The organism is Pseudomonas qingdaonensis (assembly GCF_018398475.1).
Classification (GTDB): Bacteria; Pseudomonadota; Gammaproteobacteria; order Pseudomonadales; family Pseudomonadaceae; genus Aquipseudomonas; species Aquipseudomonas palmensis.
The window spans coordinates 2117515-2134709 of sequence record NZ_CP074676.1; the positions used below are offsets into that span (position 1 = coordinate 2117515).

At 64.7% G+C, this 17195-nt stretch carries 13 protein-coding genes; 9 read left to right on the forward strand and 4 right to left on the reverse strand.

Annotation, left to right across the window (positions count from 1 at the left end; all coding sequences use genetic code 11):
* Positions 1 to 108: 108 nt before the first annotated feature.
* The 3 genes from acnD (at position 109) to prpD (ending at position 5572) form a co-directional block, all read left to right on the forward strand.
* The gene (gene acnD, locus KH389_RS09665; RefSeq protein ID WP_213607265.1) at positions 109 to 2697 is read left to right on the forward strand and encodes a Fe/S-dependent 2-methylisocitrate dehydratase AcnD; all 2589 of its coding nucleotides are present in this window, start codon (positions 109 to 111) and stop codon (positions 2695 to 2697) included.
* 148 nt (positions 2698 to 2845) lie between these two features.
* Positions 2846 to 4036, forward strand: coding sequence for a 2-methylaconitate cis-trans isomerase PrpF (prpF, locus tag KH389_RS09670; protein WP_213607266.1), 1191 nt, complete (start codon positions 2846 to 2848; stop codon positions 4034 to 4036).
* Positions 4037 to 4087: 51 nt separating this feature from the next.
* Entirely contained in the window at positions 4088 to 5572 is a 1485-nt protein-coding gene (gene prpD, locus KH389_RS09675) for a 2-methylcitrate dehydratase (protein ID WP_078480487.1), read from the forward strand.
* Between the two features lie 71 nt (positions 5573 to 5643).
* Here the strand turns inward: prpD and acnB are convergent, their stop codons facing one another.
* Positions 5644 to 8253 (reverse strand): bifunctional aconitate hydratase 2/2-methylisocitrate dehydratase, encoded by a 2610-nt coding sequence (gene acnB, locus KH389_RS09680; RefSeq protein WP_054915695.1) that lies wholly within the window; start codon positions 8251 to 8253, stop codon positions 5644 to 5646.
* Positions 8254 to 8659: 406 nt separating this feature from the next.
* Between acnB and KH389_RS09685 the strand changes: the two genes are divergently transcribed.
* A complete protein-coding gene (locus KH389_RS09685; protein ID WP_043863069.1) occupies positions 8660 to 9127 on the forward strand; it encodes a DUF1289 domain-containing protein in 468 nt (155 codons plus the stop codon).
* Between the two features lie 84 nt (positions 9128 to 9211).
* Here KH389_RS09685 and KH389_RS09690 read toward each other — a convergent pair whose 3' ends face one another.
* The gene (locus KH389_RS09690) at positions 9212 to 10078 is read right to left on the reverse strand and encodes a universal stress protein (protein ID WP_043863068.1); all 867 of its coding nucleotides are present in this window, start codon (positions 10076 to 10078) and stop codon (positions 9212 to 9214) included.
* 159 nt (positions 10079 to 10237) lie between these two features.
* On the opposite strand from KH389_RS09690, the gene KH389_RS09695 reads away from it, so the two are divergent.
* The 5 genes from KH389_RS09695 to KH389_RS09715 all read left to right on the forward strand — a co-directional run bounded on the left by KH389_RS09695 (position 10238) and on the right by KH389_RS09715 (position 15717).
* A complete protein-coding gene (locus KH389_RS09695; protein ID WP_213607267.1) occupies positions 10238 to 10843 on the forward strand; it encodes a MiaE family protein in 606 nt (201 codons plus the stop codon).
* 190 nt (positions 10844 to 11033) lie between these two features.
* A complete protein-coding gene (locus tag KH389_RS09700) occupies positions 11034 to 11507 on the forward strand; it encodes a MarR family winged helix-turn-helix transcriptional regulator (RefSeq protein WP_043863066.1) in 474 nt (157 codons plus the stop codon).
* Positions 11504 to 12970: an efflux transporter outer membrane subunit gene (locus KH389_RS09705; protein ID WP_213607268.1), complete on the forward strand. Its 1467-nt coding sequence runs from the start codon at positions 11504 to 11506 to the stop codon at positions 12968 to 12970. Before KH389_RS09700 ends, KH389_RS09705 begins: the two co-directional genes overlap by 4 nt.
* Positions 12971 to 12988: 18 nt before the next feature.
* Complete coding sequence (locus tag KH389_RS09710) at positions 12989 to 14191, forward strand: HlyD/EmrA/EmrK family protein (RefSeq protein WP_043863064.1); 1203 nt, start codon at positions 12989 to 12991, stop codon at positions 14189 to 14191.
* Positions 14188 to 15717: a DHA2 family efflux MFS transporter permease subunit gene (locus tag KH389_RS09715; RefSeq protein WP_043863063.1), complete on the forward strand. Its 1530-nt coding sequence runs from the start codon at positions 14188 to 14190 to the stop codon at positions 15715 to 15717. The genes KH389_RS09710 and KH389_RS09715 overlap by 4 nt, the downstream gene beginning before the upstream one ends.
* A 127-nt stretch (positions 15718 to 15844) precedes the next feature.
* Here the strand turns inward: KH389_RS09715 and lpxH are convergent, their stop codons facing one another.
* Together lpxH and KH389_RS09725 are read right to left on the reverse strand one after the other, a co-directional pair.
* Positions 15845 to 16567: a UDP-2,3-diacylglucosamine diphosphatase gene (gene lpxH, locus KH389_RS09720; protein WP_213607269.1), complete on the reverse strand. Its 723-nt coding sequence runs from the start codon at positions 16565 to 16567 to the stop codon at positions 15845 to 15847.
* A complete protein-coding gene (locus KH389_RS09725; protein WP_043863061.1) occupies positions 16564 to 17067 on the reverse strand; it encodes a peptidylprolyl isomerase in 504 nt (167 codons plus the stop codon). Before KH389_RS09725 ends, lpxH begins: the two co-directional genes overlap by 4 nt.
* Between the last annotated feature and the right edge of the window lie 128 nt (positions 17068 to 17195).

The window sequence follows — 17195 nt, forward strand, 5'->3', positions numbered from 1 at the left end:
GATACCGCGCCGATGCCATCGCGGGTCGAGCCCGCTCCCACAGGGGGCGGGGTATGCCATCAGGGGGACTGCGCACCGCCGACTTATCCGTGATTGAGTCCCGCGTCCATGAATACTGAATTTCGCAAGCACCTGCCGGGCACCACGCTCGACTACTTCGACGCCCGCGCCGCCATCGACGCCATCAGCCCCGGCGCCTACGACAAGCTGCCCTATACCTCCCGCGTACTGGCCGAAAACCTGGTGCGCCGCTGCGACCCGGCAACCCTCGATGCCTCGCTCAGCCAACTGATCGAGCGCAAGCGCGACCTCGACTTCCCCTGGTACCCGGCCCGCGTGGTGTGCCATGACATCCTTGGCCAGACCGCACTGGTTGACCTTGCCGGCCTGCGTGACGCCATCGCCGACAAGGGCGGCGACCCGGCCCAGGTCAACCCGGTGGTGCCGGTGCAACTGATCGTCGACCACTCGCTGGCCGTGGAGTGCGGTGGCTTCGACCCGCAGGCGTTCGAGAAGAACCGCGCCATCGAAGACCGTCGCAACGAAGACCGCTTCCACTTCATCAACTGGACCAAGAAGGCGTTCAAGAACGTCGATGTGATCCAGCCCGGCAACGGCATCATGCACCAGATCAACCTGGAGAAGATGTCGCCGGTGATCCACGCCGAGCAGGGCGTGGCCTATCCCGATACCTGCGTCGGTACCGACAGCCACACCCCCCACGTGGATGCCCTGGGCGTGATCGCCATCGGCGTCGGCGGCCTGGAGGCCGAGAACGTGATGCTGGGTCGTGCGTCCTGGATGCGCCTGCCGGAAATCGTCGGCGTGCAGCTCACCGGCAAGCCGCAGCCAGGCATCACCGCCACCGACGTGGTGCTGGCGCTCACCGAGTTCCTGCGCAAGGCCAAGGTGGTCGGCGCCTACCTCGAGTTCTACGGCGAGGGCGCTCGTGCGTTGACCCTGGGCGATCGCGCGACCATCTCCAACATGGCCCCCGAATACGGCGCGACGGCGGCGATGTTCTCCATCGACCAGCAGACCATCGATTACCTCAAGCTCACCGGTCGTGAAGACGCCCAGGTCAAGCTGGTGGAAACCTACGCCAAGGTCGCCGGCCTGTGGTCCGACAGCCTGGTCAATGCCGAATACGAGCGTGGCCTGCAGTTCGACCTGTCGAGCGTGGTACGCAACATGGCCGGCCCGTCCAACCCGCATGCGCGGGTGGCCACCAGCGAGCTGGCTGCCAGGGGCATTGCCGGACAATGGGAAGAGGTGCCGGGGCAGATGCCCGACGGCGCGGTGATCATCGCTGCCATCACCAGCTGCACCAACACCAGCAACCCGCGCAACGTGATCGCTGCCGGGCTGCTGGCGCGCAATGCCAACAGGCTGGGGCTGACGCGCAAGCCGTGGGTCAAGTCGTCGCTGGCGCCAGGCTCCAAGACCGTGGCCCTGTACCTCAAAGAGGCGGGCCTGGAGGATGAGCTGGAGCAGCTGGGTTTTGGCATCGTGGCGTTTGCCTGCACCACCTGCAACGGCATGTCCGGCGCTCTGGACCCGGTGATCCAGCAGGAAATCATCGACCGCGACCTGTACGCCACCGCCGTGCTGTCGGGCAACCGCAACTTCGACGGGCGTATCCATCCGTATGCCAAGCAGGCCTTCCTGGCCTCGCCGCCGCTGGTGGTGGCCTACGCCATTGCCGGCACCATCCGTTTCGATATCGAGAAGGACGTGCTGGCCGTGGTGGGCGGCAAGGAAATCCGCCTCAAGGACATCTGGCCCAGCGACGAAGAGATCGATGCAGTGGTCAAGGCTGCGGTCAAGCCGGAGCAGTTCCGCCAGGTGTACATCCCGATGTTCGCCGTGCACGAAGACACCGGACCCAAGGTCGACCCGCTGTACGACTGGCGCGCCATGAGCACCTACATCCGTCGCCCGCCGTACTGGGAAGGCGCGCTGGCAGGCGAGCGCTCGCTCAAGGGCATGCGCCCGCTGGCGGTGCTGCCGGACAACATCACCACCGACCACCTGTCGCCGTCCAACGCGATCATGCTCGACAGCGCCGCAGGCGAGTACCTGGCGAAGATGGGCCTGCCCGAAGAGGACTTCAACTCCTACGCCACCCACCGTGGCGACCACCTGACCGCGCAGCGCGCGACCTTCGCCAACCCCAAGCTGTTCAACGAGATGGTGCAGGAGAACGGCAAGGTCAAGCAGGGTTCGCTGGCGCGTATCGAGCCGGAGGGCAAGGTGACGCGCATGTGGGAGGCCATCGAGACCTACATGCAGCGCAAGCAGCCGCTGATCATCGTGGCCGGTGCCGACTATGGCCAGGGCTCGTCACGCGACTGGGCGGCCAAGGGCGTGCGCCTGGCCGGTGTCGAGGCCATCGTGGCCGAGGGCTTCGAGCGTATCCACCGTACCAACCTGGTGGGCATGGGCGTGTTGCCGCTGGAGTTCAAGCCGGGCACCGACCGCAAGACCCTGGGTATCGATGGCAGCGAGACCTATGACGTGGTGGGGCAGCGGACACCGCGGGCCACCTTGACCCTGGTGATCACGCGGCGTGACGGCGAGCGCCTGGAGGTGCCGGTGACCTGCCGTCTGGACACGGCGGAAGAGGTGTCGATCTACGAGGCGGGCGGTGTACTGCAGCGCTTTGCCCAGGACTTCCTCGAGTCGTCGGTGGCATAAAAGACTCAGCTTGCCTCGCCCTAGTGGGAGCGGGCTTGACCCGCGATGCAGGCGACGCGGTACTGGCTGTAACCGCATCGCTTGCATCGCGGGTCGAGCCCGCTCCCACAGAGCAGGTGGCTCGATCACATTACAGGACAAGATTTCCATGCCACACGTACCCCAGATCAGAATCCCCGCCACCTACATCCGTGGCGGCACCAGCAAAGGCGTGTTCTTCAACCTCGAAGACCTGCCCGAAGCCGCCCAGCTCCCCGGCGCCGCGCGCGATGCGCTGCTGCTGCGGGTTATCGGCAGCCCCGACCCCTACGGCAAGCAGATCGACGGCATGGGCGGGGCCACCTCCAGCACCAGCAAGACGGTCATCCTGTCGCGCAGCATCAAGCCCGGGCACGACGTCGACTACCTGTTCGGCCAGGTCGCCATCGACAAGGCCTTCGTCGACTGGAGCGGCAACTGCGGCAACCTCTCGGCGGCAGTCGGCTCGTTCGCCATCAGCGCCGGCCTGGTCGACGCCAGTCGCATCCCGCGCAATGGTGTGGCTGTGGTGCGCATCTGGCAGGCCAACATCGGCAAGACCATCATCGCCCACGTACCGATCACCGAAGGCGAAGTGCAGGAAACCGGCGACTTCGAACTCGACGGCGTGACCTTTCCGGCCGCCGAGGTGCAGCTCGAATTCCTCGACCCGGCCGCCGACGAAGACGGCGCGGGCGGCTCGATGTTCCCCACCGGCAACCTGGTCGACGACCTGGTGGTGCCCGGTGTCGGCACCTTCAAGGCAACCCTGATCAACGCCGGCATCCCGACCATCTTCATCGACGCCCAGGCCCTGGGCTACACCGGCACCGAGCTGCAGGACGCAATCAACGGCGACCCCGAAGCCCTGGCGCGTTTCGAAACCATTCGTGCCCACGGCGCCGTGCACATGGGCCTGATCGAGTACGTCGAGCAGGCCGCGCAGCGCCAGCACACGCCCAAGGTGGCGTTCGTGGCAGCGCCGGCCGACTACCAGTCCTCCAGCGGCAAGACCGTGGCAGCGAGCGATATCGACCTGCTGGTGCGTGCGTTGTCGATGGGCAAGCTGCACCACGCCATGATGGGTACGGCAGCGGTGGCCATCGGCACCGCGGCGGCCATCCCCGGCACCCTGGTCAACCTTGCTGCCGGTGGCGGCGAGCGCAGCGCCGTGCGCTTCGGTCACCCCTCGGGCACCTTGCGCGTGGGCGCCGAGGCGCGCCAGGTGAATGGCGACTGGACCGTTACCAAAGCAATCATGAGCCGCAGCGCTCGCGTGCTGATGGAGGGTTGGGTACGCGTACCTGGCGATACCTTCTAGAGGCAGCGGTGCTCGGCTCTCCTTTCACCCCATGTGAACAGAGAGACGACAATGAGTGCCAATGTTGACCTGAACGACCGCCCCGACTACGACCGGGTCCTGCAGGACATTGCCGACTATGTCCTGCACTTCAGGGCCGAGCCGGGGGAGGCGCTGGACACGGCGCGCAACTGCCTGATGGACACCCTGGGTTGCGGCCTGCTGGCGCTGCGCTTTCCCGAGTGCACCAAGCACCTGGGGCCGCTGGTGGAGGGTACCGTGGTGCCCCATGGCGCGCGGGTGCCCGGCACCGCGTACCGCCTCGACCCGGTCAAGGCGGCCTGGGACATCGGCTGCATCGTGCGCTGGCTGGACTACAACGATACCTGGCTGGCCGCAGAATGGGGTCATCCCTCCGACAACCTCGGCGGCATCCTCGCGGTGGCCGACCACCTCTCGCAAAAGCGCGTGGCCAACGGCGACGCGCCGCTGACCCTGCACACGGTGCTCGAGGCCATGATCATGGCCCACGAGATTCAGGGCGTGCTCGCGCTGGAAAACGCTTTCAACCGGGTGGGCCTGGACCACGTGCTGCTGGTCAAGGTCGCATCCACGGCGGTGTGCGCCCGGCTCATGGGCGCCAATCGCGAGCAGTTGCTGGCGGCCCTGTCCCAGGCCTTTGTCGATGGCCAGGCGCTACGCACCTACCGCCATGCCCCCAATGCCGGCTCGCGCAAGTCGTGGGCGGCCGGTGATGCGTCGAGTCGCGGGGTGCGCCTGGCGGACATCGCCCTGCGCGGCGAGATGGGCATCCCCGGCGTGCTCACCGCGCCGCAGTGGGGCTTCTATGACGTGCTGTTCAGCCATACCAACAAGGACCTGGCGCTCAAGCCCGAGGGCAAGCGCGAGTTCAGCCTGTCGCAGCCGTTCGGCAGCTACGTGATGGAGAACATACTGTTCAAGATCAGCTTTCCGGCCGAGTTCCATGCGCAGACCGCCTGCGAGGCGGCGGTGACCCTGCATCCGCAGGTGCGCAATCGCCTGCATGAAATCGAGCGCATCGTGATCACCACCCATGAGTCGGCGATTCGCATCATTTCCAAGGTCGGCACGCTGGCCAACGCAGCGGACCGGGACCACTGCCTGCAGTACATGACGGCGGTGCCGCTGATCTTCGGCAACCTGGTGGCCGAGCATTACGAAGATGATTTCCATGCGGCGCACCCGACCATCGATCGCTTGCGCGAGAAGATGGTGATCGTCGAAGACCCGCGTTTCAGTCGCGAGTACCTGGAGGCCGACAAGCGCTCGATCGCCAACGCGGTGCAGGTGTTCTTCACCGACGGCTCGAGCACCGAGCAGGTGGTGGTGGAGTATCCCATCGGGCACCGGCGCCGACGCGCCCAGGGCATCCCGCTGCTGGAGGACAAGTTCAAGGCCAACCTGGCGACGCGGTTTACTGCGCAGCGTTCGGCCGAAATTCTTGCGCTGTGCAAGGATCAGGCGAGGCTTGAGGCGACGGCGGTGCATCGGTTCATGGATCTGTTCGTGATCTGAGGGGCGAAGCTTTTCAGAAGGCAACAAAAAGCCCCGCCAATTGGCGGGGCTTCTTTTCACGCTAAGTCAGCTTACGCTTGAACGACAGGGATATTGGCGTTCGCAGCGGCTTCACGGAACTCGGCGATCTGGTCGAAGCTCAGGTAGCGGTAGATGTCGGCAGCCATGCTGTCGATATTCGCCGCGTACTCCATGTACTCCTCGACGGTTGGCAGCTTGCCCAGGATCGAGGCAACGGCAGCCAGTTCGGCGGAGGCCAGGAACACGTTGGCACCATCGCCCAGACGGTTCGGGAAGTTACGGGTCGACGTCGACACAACGGTCGAGTTCGGCTCTACGCGTGCCTGGTTACCCATGCACAGCGAGCAGCCCGGCATTTCCATGCGCGCGCCAGCCTTGCCGTAGATGCCGTAGTAGCCTTCCTCGGTCAGCTGGTGAGCGTCCATCTTGGTCGGCGGCGACAGCCACAGACGGGTTGGCAGCTGACCCTTGACCTTGTCCAGCAGCTTGCCGGCAGCGCGGAAGTGACCGATGTTGGTCATGCACGAACCGATGAACACTTCGTCGATCTTCTGGCCCTGGACGCTGGACAGCAGGCGAGCGTCGTCCGGGTCGTTAGGAGCGCAGAGAACCGGCTCCTTGATATCGGCCAGGTCGATCTCGATGACTTCGGCGTACTCGGCATCGGCGTCGGCCGACAGCAGCTCGGGCTTGGCCAGCCAGGCTTCCATCGCCTGTGCACGGCGCTCCATGGTGCGCGCATCGCCGTAGCCTTCGCTGATCATCCAGCGCAGCAGGGTGATGTTCGACTTCAGGTACTCGGCAATGGCTTTTTCAGGCAGCTTGATGGTGCAACCGGCAGCCGAACGTTCGGCCGAGGCGTCGGACAGTTCGAATGCCTGTTCCACGGTCAGGTCGTCCAGGCCTTCGATTTCCAGGATGCGGCCGGAGAAGGCGTTGATCTTGCCCTTCTTCTCGACGGTCAGCAGGCCTTTCTGGATGCCGTAGTAAGGGATGGCGTGAACCAGGTCACGCAGGGTGATGCCTGGGTTCAGCTTGCCCTTGAAGCGCACCAGTACCGACTCCGGCATGTCCAGTGGCATCACGCCAGTGGCAGCGGCGAAGGCGACCAGGCCGGAACCGGCCGGGAACGAGATGCCGATCGGGAAGCGGGTGTGCGAGTCACCACCGGTACCGACGGTGTCCGGCAGCAGCATGCGGTTCAGCCAGCTGTGGATGATGCCGTCGCCTGGACGCAGGGACACGCCGCCACGGGTGCGGATGAAATCCGGCAGGGTGTGGTGGGTGGTCACGTCGATCGGCTTCGGATAGGCCGCGGTGTGGCAGAACGACTGCATGACCAGGTCGGCCGAGAAGCCCAGGCACGCCAGGTCTTTCAGTTCGTCACGGGTCATCGGACCGGTGGTGTCCTGGGAGCCGACGGTGGTCATCTTCGGTTCGCAGTAGGTGCCAGGACGAACGCCCTTGCCCACTGGCAGGCCGCAGGCCTTGCCGACCATCTTCTGGGCCAGGGTGTAGCCCTTGCCGGTGTCGACAGGTGCTTCAGGCAGCTTGAACAGGTCGGTCGGGCCCAGGCCCAGCTCGGCGCGCGCCTTCTCGGTCAGGCCACGGCCGACGATCAGCGGGATACGACCACCGGCGCGGACTTCGTCCAGCAGCACGGGGGTTTTCATCTCGAAGGTGGTGATGACTTCGTCGGTACCGTGCTTGCACACCTTGCCGGCGTGCGGGTACAGGTCGATCACGTCGCCCATGTGGATGTTCGACACGTCGAATTCGATCGGCAGGGCGCCGGCGTCTTCCATGGTGTTGTAGAAGATCGGGGCGATCTTGGAGCCGAAGCAGAAACCGCCAGCGCGCTTGTTCGGCACGTAAGGGATGTCGTCGCCGAAGAACCACAGCACCGAGTTGGTCGCCGATTTACGCGAGGAACCGGTACCGACCACGTCACCGACGTAGGCGATCGGGAAGCCTTCGTTGCGCATCTGCTCGATCTGCTTCATCGGGCCGATGGCGCCTTGCACGTCCGGCACGATGCCGTCGCGGGCCATTTTCAGCATGGCCAGGGCGTGCAGCGGGATGTCAGGGCGCGACCAGGCGTCCGGGGCAGGGGACAGGTCGTCGGTGTTGGTTTCGCCGGTGACCTTGAAGACGCGCAGGCTGATCTTGTCGGCCAGGGTCGGACGCTTCTTGAACCACTCGCCGTCAGCCCAGGACTGCAGTACCGCCTTGGCGTGAACGTTGCCGTTCTTGGCTTTTTCGGCCACGTCGTGGAAGGCGTCGAACATCAGCAGGGTGTGCTTGAGCTGTTCGGCGGCAACGGCGGCCAGTTCGGCGTCGTCCAGCAGCTCGACCAGGGTGGCGATGTTGTAGCCGCCCTGCATGGTGCCCAGCAGTTCAACGGCGCGCTGCTTGCTGATCAACGGGGAGGTGGCTTCGCCCTTGGCGACCGCCGACAGGAAACCGGCCTTGACGTAGGCGGCTTCGTCCACTCCTGGTGGTACGCGGTTGGTGATCAGGTCGACGAGGACGGCTTCTTCGCCAGCGGGGGGATTCTTCAGCAGCTCGACCAGGCCTGCGGTTTGTTCGGCGTTAAGCGGCTGGGGCACGATACCCTGGGCGGCACGCTCTTCGATGTGTTTGCGGTAGGCTTCAAGCACAGTTATTACCCTCATCAGTGGTCCCAAATGGGTGTCCGGGACGCTCATCCAGAATGGCCGGCACCCATGCGCAATACGGCTTTTTGAGCCGCGTAGCCAGGGTTGCAGGACATCCTTACAGAAGCTGCTTTCAAAGTTTTACGCCTGTAGAACGGAGGCTGATGAGGGCTGGCGCGGTGCATTCGATGTTCGAATACCCCGAGCCAACGCCGTTCTACCGGATCAACTGTGCTCGTGACGCTTTGAAAACAGCTTCTAACGGACATTGCTGCCTTAAAAAGGCCGGGTGATTCTACGGTAAAAACGCGCCAAAGGTAAGGCGATTGCAACGACTTTACGGCGTGACCCCCGTTAGACAAAGGGCTAACATGGCCGTCTGTTCCATCGCCATGCCGTTGAATCTTTCATGTCCAATCAGTCAATAAAAACGCCTTGTGTCGGCCTGTGTTCCACGGTTTACGGGGACCTGGTGTGTCGCGGGTGCAAGCGTTTTCACCATGAGGTGATCCACTGGAACGGCTACAACGACGATGAAAAGCGTGCGGTGTGGCTGCGCCTGGAACACCTGCTGGTGCAGGTGATGGCGGCCAAGCTGGAGGTGTTCGACGCCGACAAGCTGCGCGGCCAGCTGGAGCTGCGCAAGATTCGATTCGTGCCGCATCAGTCCGAGTATTGCTGGGCTTATCAGCTGATTGCGCGGGGCGCGCGGGTGATCCGCGAGCTGGAAGCGTACGGGATGGTGCTGCTGCCGGAGTTTCGCGACTGGGAGCTGCCCGAGCTGCGCGATGCCATCGATCGGGAATTCTTTCTGTTGTCCGAGGCGCACTATCAGCGCTACATCGCGCCGGGCTTTCTCAAGGATGCGCTGGGTTAAGCGGTGTTCCCATCGCAGGTCACGCCCGCGCCCACTGGATCACCGCTTACCCTGTGGGCGCGGGCTTGACCCGCGATGGGGTCTTCAGCCTCTGGCCAGCTCGTCCAGGTGCTTCACCTGGTCCTCGGTCTTGAGCACCAGCACATCGCATTCCAGCGAATCGAGCACCACCTCCGCGGTGTTGCCGATCAGCGCACCGGTAATCCCGCTACGCCCCACCGTACCCATCACCGTCACCACGGCTTCGTACTTTTTAGCCGTGTGCGGAATCAGCACGTCCGCCGGGCCTTCGGCCACATGCAGGCGATCGTCGGCGATATCGAATTCGGCCTGGAACGCAGCGCATTCGTCGCGGTACTTCTTCTCGATGGTGTCCTTGAGCTGGTACACCGGGTCCGCCGCCGAGAGCATGGGCGAGGGGTGGGCGCTGATCACGTGCAGGTTGCCCTTGGCCACGCTGGCAATGGCATAGCCGTGGTCGATGATGCTGGCGTGCAGCTTGCGATGCTCCTGATCGTCGTTGCCCACGTCCACCGCCGCCAGAATCACGCCACCGGTCCAGGGGCGCTCGGTCTTGACCATCAGCACCGCGCACGGGCACTGGCGCAGCAGTTTCCAGTCCGAAGGCGTCAGCAGGAACTTCTTCAGCGCGTTTTCCGGTCGGTGTTCCTTGATCACCAGCTCACAGCCTTCGGCTTTCTGCACGTCGATGATCGACTCGTGCAGGGTGTCGTGCCAGGCCTGCTCATAGGTGACATTGTCGTAGCCATCGTCGTGCAACTGGCTGGCGAGCAGGCTGAGCAGGGCACTGTGGTCCTGCTTCTTGTCGCACATCAGCAGGTGCAGGCGTGCCTTGGTGACGCCGGCGATCAGCTTGGCGCGGGTCAGGGCCTTGCTGTGGGCGTGGTCGGGGTCGAGCACCACCAGGATGCTGCGAACTTCTAAAAGCATGAGGGAGAACTCCTTCGACAATGGCATGCGATGCCTGACTATAGTCGGCGCCCCGGATGCGGTGGATGTTGATATGCATCAAGCATAGTCACTGGTGATCGCCACTGCCGCCGGTATAATCGCCGGTCTTGTCGACACCCCATGCCCGTTTGTGAGCCTATGTCCCTTATTCCCGAAATCGAAGCCTTCCTCGCCTGCCGCACCCCGGATGCCTGGGTCGATGCCGCCCTGGCCGACCAGGAGACGATGCTGATCGACCACAAGAACTGCGAGTTCAAGGCCGCCAGCACGGCGCTGAGCCTGATTGCCAAGTACAGCACGCATGTCGACCTGATCAACATGATGTCGCGCCTGGCCCGCGAGGAGCTGGTGCATCACGAGCAGGTGCTGCGCCTGATGAAGAAGCGCAAGGTGGCCTTGCGCCCATTGTCGGCAGGGCGCTATGCCTCGGGGCTGCGAAAGGTGGTGCGCGCGCACGAGCCGGTGAAGCTGGTGGACACGCTGGTGGTCGGCGCGTTCATCGAGGCGCGCAGCTGCGAGCGCTTTGCTGCGGTGGTGCCGCACCTGGACGAGGAACTGGGCAAGTTCTACCACGGGCTGCTCAAGAGCGAGGCGCGCCATTACCAGGGGTACCTGAAGCTGGCGTATCAGTATGGCGAGGCGGCGGATGTGGAGCGCACCGTGGAGCGGGTGCGCGAGGTGGAAGCCGAACTGATCACCACGCCGGACGTGGAGTTTCGCTTCCATAGCGGCGTGCCGGCCTGAAGCATCGCGGGCCAAGCCCGCTCCCACGGCTAATGGACCCATCCTGTGGGAGCGGGCTCGACCCGCGATACGGGCGCCGCAATACCTCCTTTTGTCGACCAAATAGAAAGCAAGCTAATTAATGCTTGGACATTCGCTGCCTGAGCAGTAATATCTGCGGCATCCACTGCCTAAGCAGGTATCTCCCTTCATGCAGCACTTCACCCCCGAAAACTTCCAGTCCTGCACCATCGGCATGCTCCTGGGGCGCGCCGCACTGGTGAAGGACCGCATTCTGGACAGCCACCTGCAGGACTTCGGCGTCACCGCCGCGCAGTTCAAGGTGCTGATCATCGTGTCCCAGTACGGGGTCGATACCCCCGCCGAACTGTGCCGTTTCCTCAGCCTGGACAGCGGGTCGATGACGCGCATGCTCGATCGCCTGGAGCAGAAGGGCCTGATCGCCCGCAGCCGCTGCCCGCAGGACCGGCGCCAGGTACGCCTGGAGCTCACCGCCGATGGCGATGTGCTGGCCGGCCAGTTGCCCCAGATCGGTGCCTCGGCGATGAACGAGCTGGTTGGCGTGCTGGCCCCGGACGAGCTCAAGACCCTGGAAAAGATCCTGACCAAGGTGCTGCTGGCGGCCGGCGATGCCGTCACCGCTCTGCGCGTGGAGGCCCAATGAAACCACGAGCCCTGCGTGCCGGTGCAAGCCTGCTGGTGTTTGCCCTGAGCCTGGCCGGTTGCGCCAACTACAGTGGCCTCGATACCCAGGGCCGGCGCCTCGGCGCCGCCGACCTGCAGGCAGGCAAGACCCTCGGCGGTGTTGCCCTGTCGCCTGCGGCCTGGCCCAAGGGCGACTGGTGGACCCGCCTTGGCGACCCGCAACTGAACAGCCTGATCGGCGAGGCCTTGCGCGACAGCCCCGACATGCAGGTTGCCAGCGCCCGTGCCCATCAGGCCAGCGCCGCGGCCTACGCTGCCGACGCCGAGCGCATGCCCACGCTGGATGCCAGCGCCGGGGTCAGCCGCTCGCGCCTGGCCCGTGATCAGGACCCGACGGGGCAGGGCGGCAGCTACTCCACCCTGCGCAGCCTGAGCGCGACCTTCAACTACACCTTCGATCTCTGGGGTGGCCAACGCGATGCCTGGGAAGCCGCCCTGGGCCAGGCCCGTGCCGCCGAGGTGGACCGCCAGGCCGCACAACTGACCCTGGCCGCCGACGTTGCCCGTGCCTACAGCCAGCTGGGCCAGGCGCACATCGTCAACGACCTGACCCAGGAAGACCTCAAGCGTACCCGCCAGATGCTCGAACTCAGCCAGCGCCGGCTGGCCTCGGGTATCGACAGCCAGTACCAGCTGCAGCAGACCGAAAGCCTGGAGGCCAGCTCCCAGGAGCAGGCCATCAATGCCCAGAAGCAGCTACGCAGCGCGCAGATCGCGCTGGCGGTGCTGCTGGGCAAGGGCCCCGACCGTGGCCAGCAGATCGCCCGCCCCAATGTGCTCAAGCCTGCTGCGGTGGCGCTGCCCTCGGTGCTGCCGGCCGAGTTGCTGGGCCGGCGTCCGGACCTGGTGGCCGCGCGCTGGCGGGTCGAGGCGGCGAGCAAGTCGATCGATGCGAGCAAGACACGCTTCTACCCCAACCTCAACCTGAGCGCCGCCGCCGGCACCCAGGCACTGCTGGGCGATGCGATCTTCGGCGCGCCGAGCCGCTTCTTCAACATCGCCCCGACCGTGTCGCTGCCGATTTTCGACGGCGGGCGCCTGCGCGCCGACCTCGATGCCCGTGATGCCGACTACGACCTGGCCGTGGCGCAATACAACAAGAGCCTGGTGCGTGCACTGGGCGAGGTCAGCGACAGCATCGACCAGCTGCATGCACTGGGCCAGCAGATTGCAGCCAAGCAACGTGCCACCGACATCGCCCAGCAGTCCTACGACACCGTGATGCAGCGCTATGGCTCCGGCATCGGCAACTACCTGGATGTGCTGAGCATCGAACAGCAGCTGCTGCAGTCGCAGCGTCAGCTGGCCGAACTGAACGCCGAACAGATCGACCTGTCGATCCAGTTGATGCAGGCGCTGGGGGGCGGCTACCAGGCCGACACCCAGGCCGCCGCATTGCCCTCGACTTCCCGCAATCAATAAAACGCCAAGGTATTTCTCATGGCCACTGCATCCTCCCCGGACACTGCCCCTACCGAGCAGGACCTCAACAATCAGCGCAAGCGCAAGACGCTGCTGCTCGGGCTGCTGGTGCTCGTACTCGTGCTTGGCGCCGGTGTGTGGGCCTGGCACGAGCTCTACGGGCGCTGGAGCGAAAACACCGACGACGCCTATGTGAACGGCAACGTGGTGGAAATCACCCCGCTGGTCACCGGCACCGTCACCAGCATCGGCGCCGACGATGGCGACCTGGTGCACGCCGGCCAGGTGCTGATCCAGTTCGACCCGAGCGACACCGAGGTCGGCCTGCAGAGCGCCGAGGCCAAGCTGGCCCGCGCCGTGCGCCAGGTGCGTGGGCTTTACAGCAACGTCGACGGGCAGAAGGCCCAGGTGGCGGCGCGCAAGGCCGAGCTGCAGAAGGCCCAGGAAAACTACAACCGACGCAAGACCCTGGCCGCCGGCGGGGCGATCTCGCAGGAGGAGCTGTCCCACGCCCGTGACGACCTGGCATCGGCACAAAGCGCGCTGAGCAATGCCCAGCAGCAGCTCAACACCACCACCGCGCTGGTCGACGACACCGTGGTCTCCTCGCACCCCGAAGTGCAGGCTGCCGCCGCCGACCTGCGCCAGGCCTACCTGGACAATGCCCGCACCACCCTGGTGGCGCCGGTCACCGGTTATGTGGCCAAGCGCACGGTGCAACTGGGCCAGCGCCTGCAGCCGGGCACCGCGACCATGGCGGTGATTCCGCTGGATCAGCTGTGGATCGACGCCAACTTCAAGGAAACCCAGCTGCGCAACATGCGTATCGGTCAGCCGGTGGACATCGTTGCCGACCTGTACGGCAGCGACGTGAAGTACAGCGGCACCATCGACAGCCTGGGCGCCGGTACCGGCAGCGCCTTCGCCCTGCTGCCGGCGCAGAACGCCACCGGCAACTGGATCAAGATCGTCCAGCGCGTGCCGGTGCGGATCCACATCAACCCCGAGCAACTGGCCGAACACCCGCTGCGGATCGGCCTGTCGACCCAGGTCGACGTCGACCTGCACGACCAGAGCGGCCCGGTGCTGGCGCAACAGCCGCCGCAGAAAGCCTCGTTCGCCACCCAGGTGTACGACCGCCAGCTGGTGGAGGCCGATACCCTGATCGCGCGCCTGATCCATGACAACAGCGCCGCCAGCGGCAAGACTGCGCAGCGATGAGCGGGCAGGCTTCGTTCACCCCGCCAAGCCTGCTGCTGACCACCATCGGCCTGTCGCTGGCGACGTTCATGCAGGTGCTCGACACCACCATCGCCAACGTCGCCCTGCCTACCATCTCCGGCAACCTGGGGGTGAGTTCGGAGCAGGGCACCTGGGTCATCACCTCGTTCGCGGTGAGCAACGCGATAGCCTTGCCGCTGACCGGCTGGCTGAGCCGGCGCTTCGGCGAGGTGAAGCTGTTCATCTGGGCCACGCTGCTGTTCGTGCTGGCGTCGTTCCTGTGCGGTATCTCGCAATCGATGCCCGAGCTGGTCGGCTTTCGTGTGTTGCAGGGCGTGGTGGCCGGGCCGTTGTACCCCATGACCCAGACCCTGCTGATTGCGGTGTACCCCCCGGCCAAGCGGGGTATGGCCCTGGCGCTGCTGGCGATGGTCACGGTGGTGGCGCCGATTGCCGGGCCGATACTCGGTGGCTGGATCACCGACAGCTACAGCTGGCCGTGGATCTTCTTCATCAACGTGCCGATCGGCCTGTTCGCCGCCGCCGTGGTGCGTCAGCAGATGCGTACCCGTCCGGTGAGCACCAGCCGCCAGCCGATGGACTACATCGGGCTGCTGAGCCTGATCGTCGGGGTGGGGGCATTGCAGATCGTGCTCGACAAGGGCAATGACCTGGACTGGTTCGAGTCCAGTTTCATCGTCATCGGCAGCCTGATTTCGGTGGTGTTCCTGGCGGTGTTCATCATCTGGGAACTGACCGACAAGCACCCGGTGGTGAACCTGCGTCTGTTTGCCCACCGCAACTTTCGCATCGGCACCATCGTGCTGGTGGGCGGGTATGCGGGGTTCTTCGGCATCAACCTGATCCTGCCGCAATGGCTGCAGACCCAGATGGGCTACACCGCCACCTGGGCGGGGCTGGCGGTGGCGCCGATCGGCCTGCTGCCGGTGCTGATGTCGCCGTTCGTGGGCAAGTACGCGCACAAGTTCGACCTGCGTGTGCTGGCGGGGCTGGCGTTCGTGGCAATCGGTGCCAGCTGCTTCATGCGGGCAGGGTTCACCAACGAGGTGGACTTCCAGCACATCGCCCTGGTGCAGCTGTTCATGGGTATCGGCGTGGCGCTGTTCTTCATGCCCACCTTGAGCATCCTGCTTTCGGACCTGCCGCCGCAGCAGATCGCCGACGGCTCGGGGCTGGCGACCTTCCTGCGGACCCTGGGCGGCAGCTTTGCCGCGTCGCTGACCACCTGGATCTGGATTCGCCGGGCCGACCAGCACCATGCGTACCTGAGCGAAAGCATCAGTACCTATGAGCCGGCCACCCGTGACATGCTCGGCCACCTGGGCGGGGCGAACGGGCAGTCGTATGCGCAGCTGGAGCAGATGCTCAACAGCCAGGCGTACATGATGTCGACGGTGGATTACTTCACGTTGATGGGCTGGGTGTTCGTCGGGCTGGTGCTGCTGGTGTGGCTGGCCAAGCCGCCGTTCGCGGCCAAGGCCGGGCCGGCATCGGCGGGGCACTGAGGCACAGCGTCAGCGCGCTGCGCTGACATCGCGGGTCAAGCCCGCTCCCACAGGTACATCAATGATCATCAGAGCAATGATCTACCTGTGGGAGCGGGCTTGACCCGCGATAGGGCCCGCACGGCCTTCAGGCAAAGTCGAAGGGTGCCAGCTGGAACCCTTGTTCATCCACCTGCAGCGCCCACCCCTGGCGATCCCAGTCGCCCAGCACGATACGCCGCGCCGGCGCATCGCCCACCATCAGCTTGTGGATCGCCGGGCGATGGGTGTGCCCATGCACCAGGGTGCGCACGCCATGCTGCTGCATCACCCGCGGTACCTCCTCGGGCGTCACATCGACAATGTCATTGGCCTTCATGCGCGTCTGCGCGCGGCTTTCGCTGCGCAGCTTGCGCGCAAGCTTGTGCCGCGTGTGCAACGGCAGGTGGCGCAGCACCCACAGGCTCACGGGGTTGCGCAGGTAACGGCGCAGCTTCATGTAGCCTTCGTCACGGGTGCACAGGCTGTCGCCATGCATCAGCAGCACCGGCTCGCCGCCCAGCTCGACCACGCTGGGGTCGGGTAGCAGGGTGGCGCCTGCGGCCTTGCAGAACGCCTGGCCGATGAGGAAGTCGCGGTTGCCGTGCATCAGGAACACCTGGGTGCCCGTGTCGCTCAGCGCACGCAAGGCCTGGCAGATCGACGCCTGGTAGGGCGTCATGGCGTCGTCGCCGATCCAGGCCTCGAAAAAGTCCCCGAGAATGTACAGCGCTTGCGCGCTGCGGGCACGGGTGGCCAGCAGATCAAGAAACGCCCGGGTAATGTCCGGGCGTTCTTCTTGCAGGTGCAGATCGGAGATCAGCAGTATCACCCAATGATCTCGGCTTTCTCGATGATCACGTCTTCGGCTGGCACGTCCTGGTGGCCGGCTTTGGAACCGGTGGCAACGGCCTTGATCTTGTCGACCACGTCGGTGCCTTCGGTGACTTTGCCGAACACTGCATAACCCCAGCCCTGCACGTTCTTGCCGCTGTGGTTGAGGAAGCTGTTGTCGGCGACGTTGATGAAGAACTGCGCCGAGGCCGAATGCGGCTCCATGGTACGGGCCATGGCGATGGTGTACTTGTCGTTGCTCAGGCCGTTGTCGGCTTCGTTCTGGATGCTCGGGCGCTTGTCTTTCTTCTCTTTCATGCCCGGCTCGAAACCGCCGCCCTGGATCATGAAGTTGCCGATGACGCGGTGGAACACGGTGTTCTCGTAGTGACCGGCTTTGACGTACTCGATGAAGTTGGCCACGGTGATCGGGGCTTTCTCGGCGTTCAGCTCGATGACGATGTCACCGTGATTGGTGGTCAGTTTGACTTGGGTCATGCTCAAATTCTCGCTTTTCAGGCATTCAAGAAATGGGTGCGCAGGATCGCGTAGTAACCCTGACGCACAGTTTACAGGCCACGATACGCACGTCACGGCAGTTTTTTTGCCCGGCCAGCCGAATATAG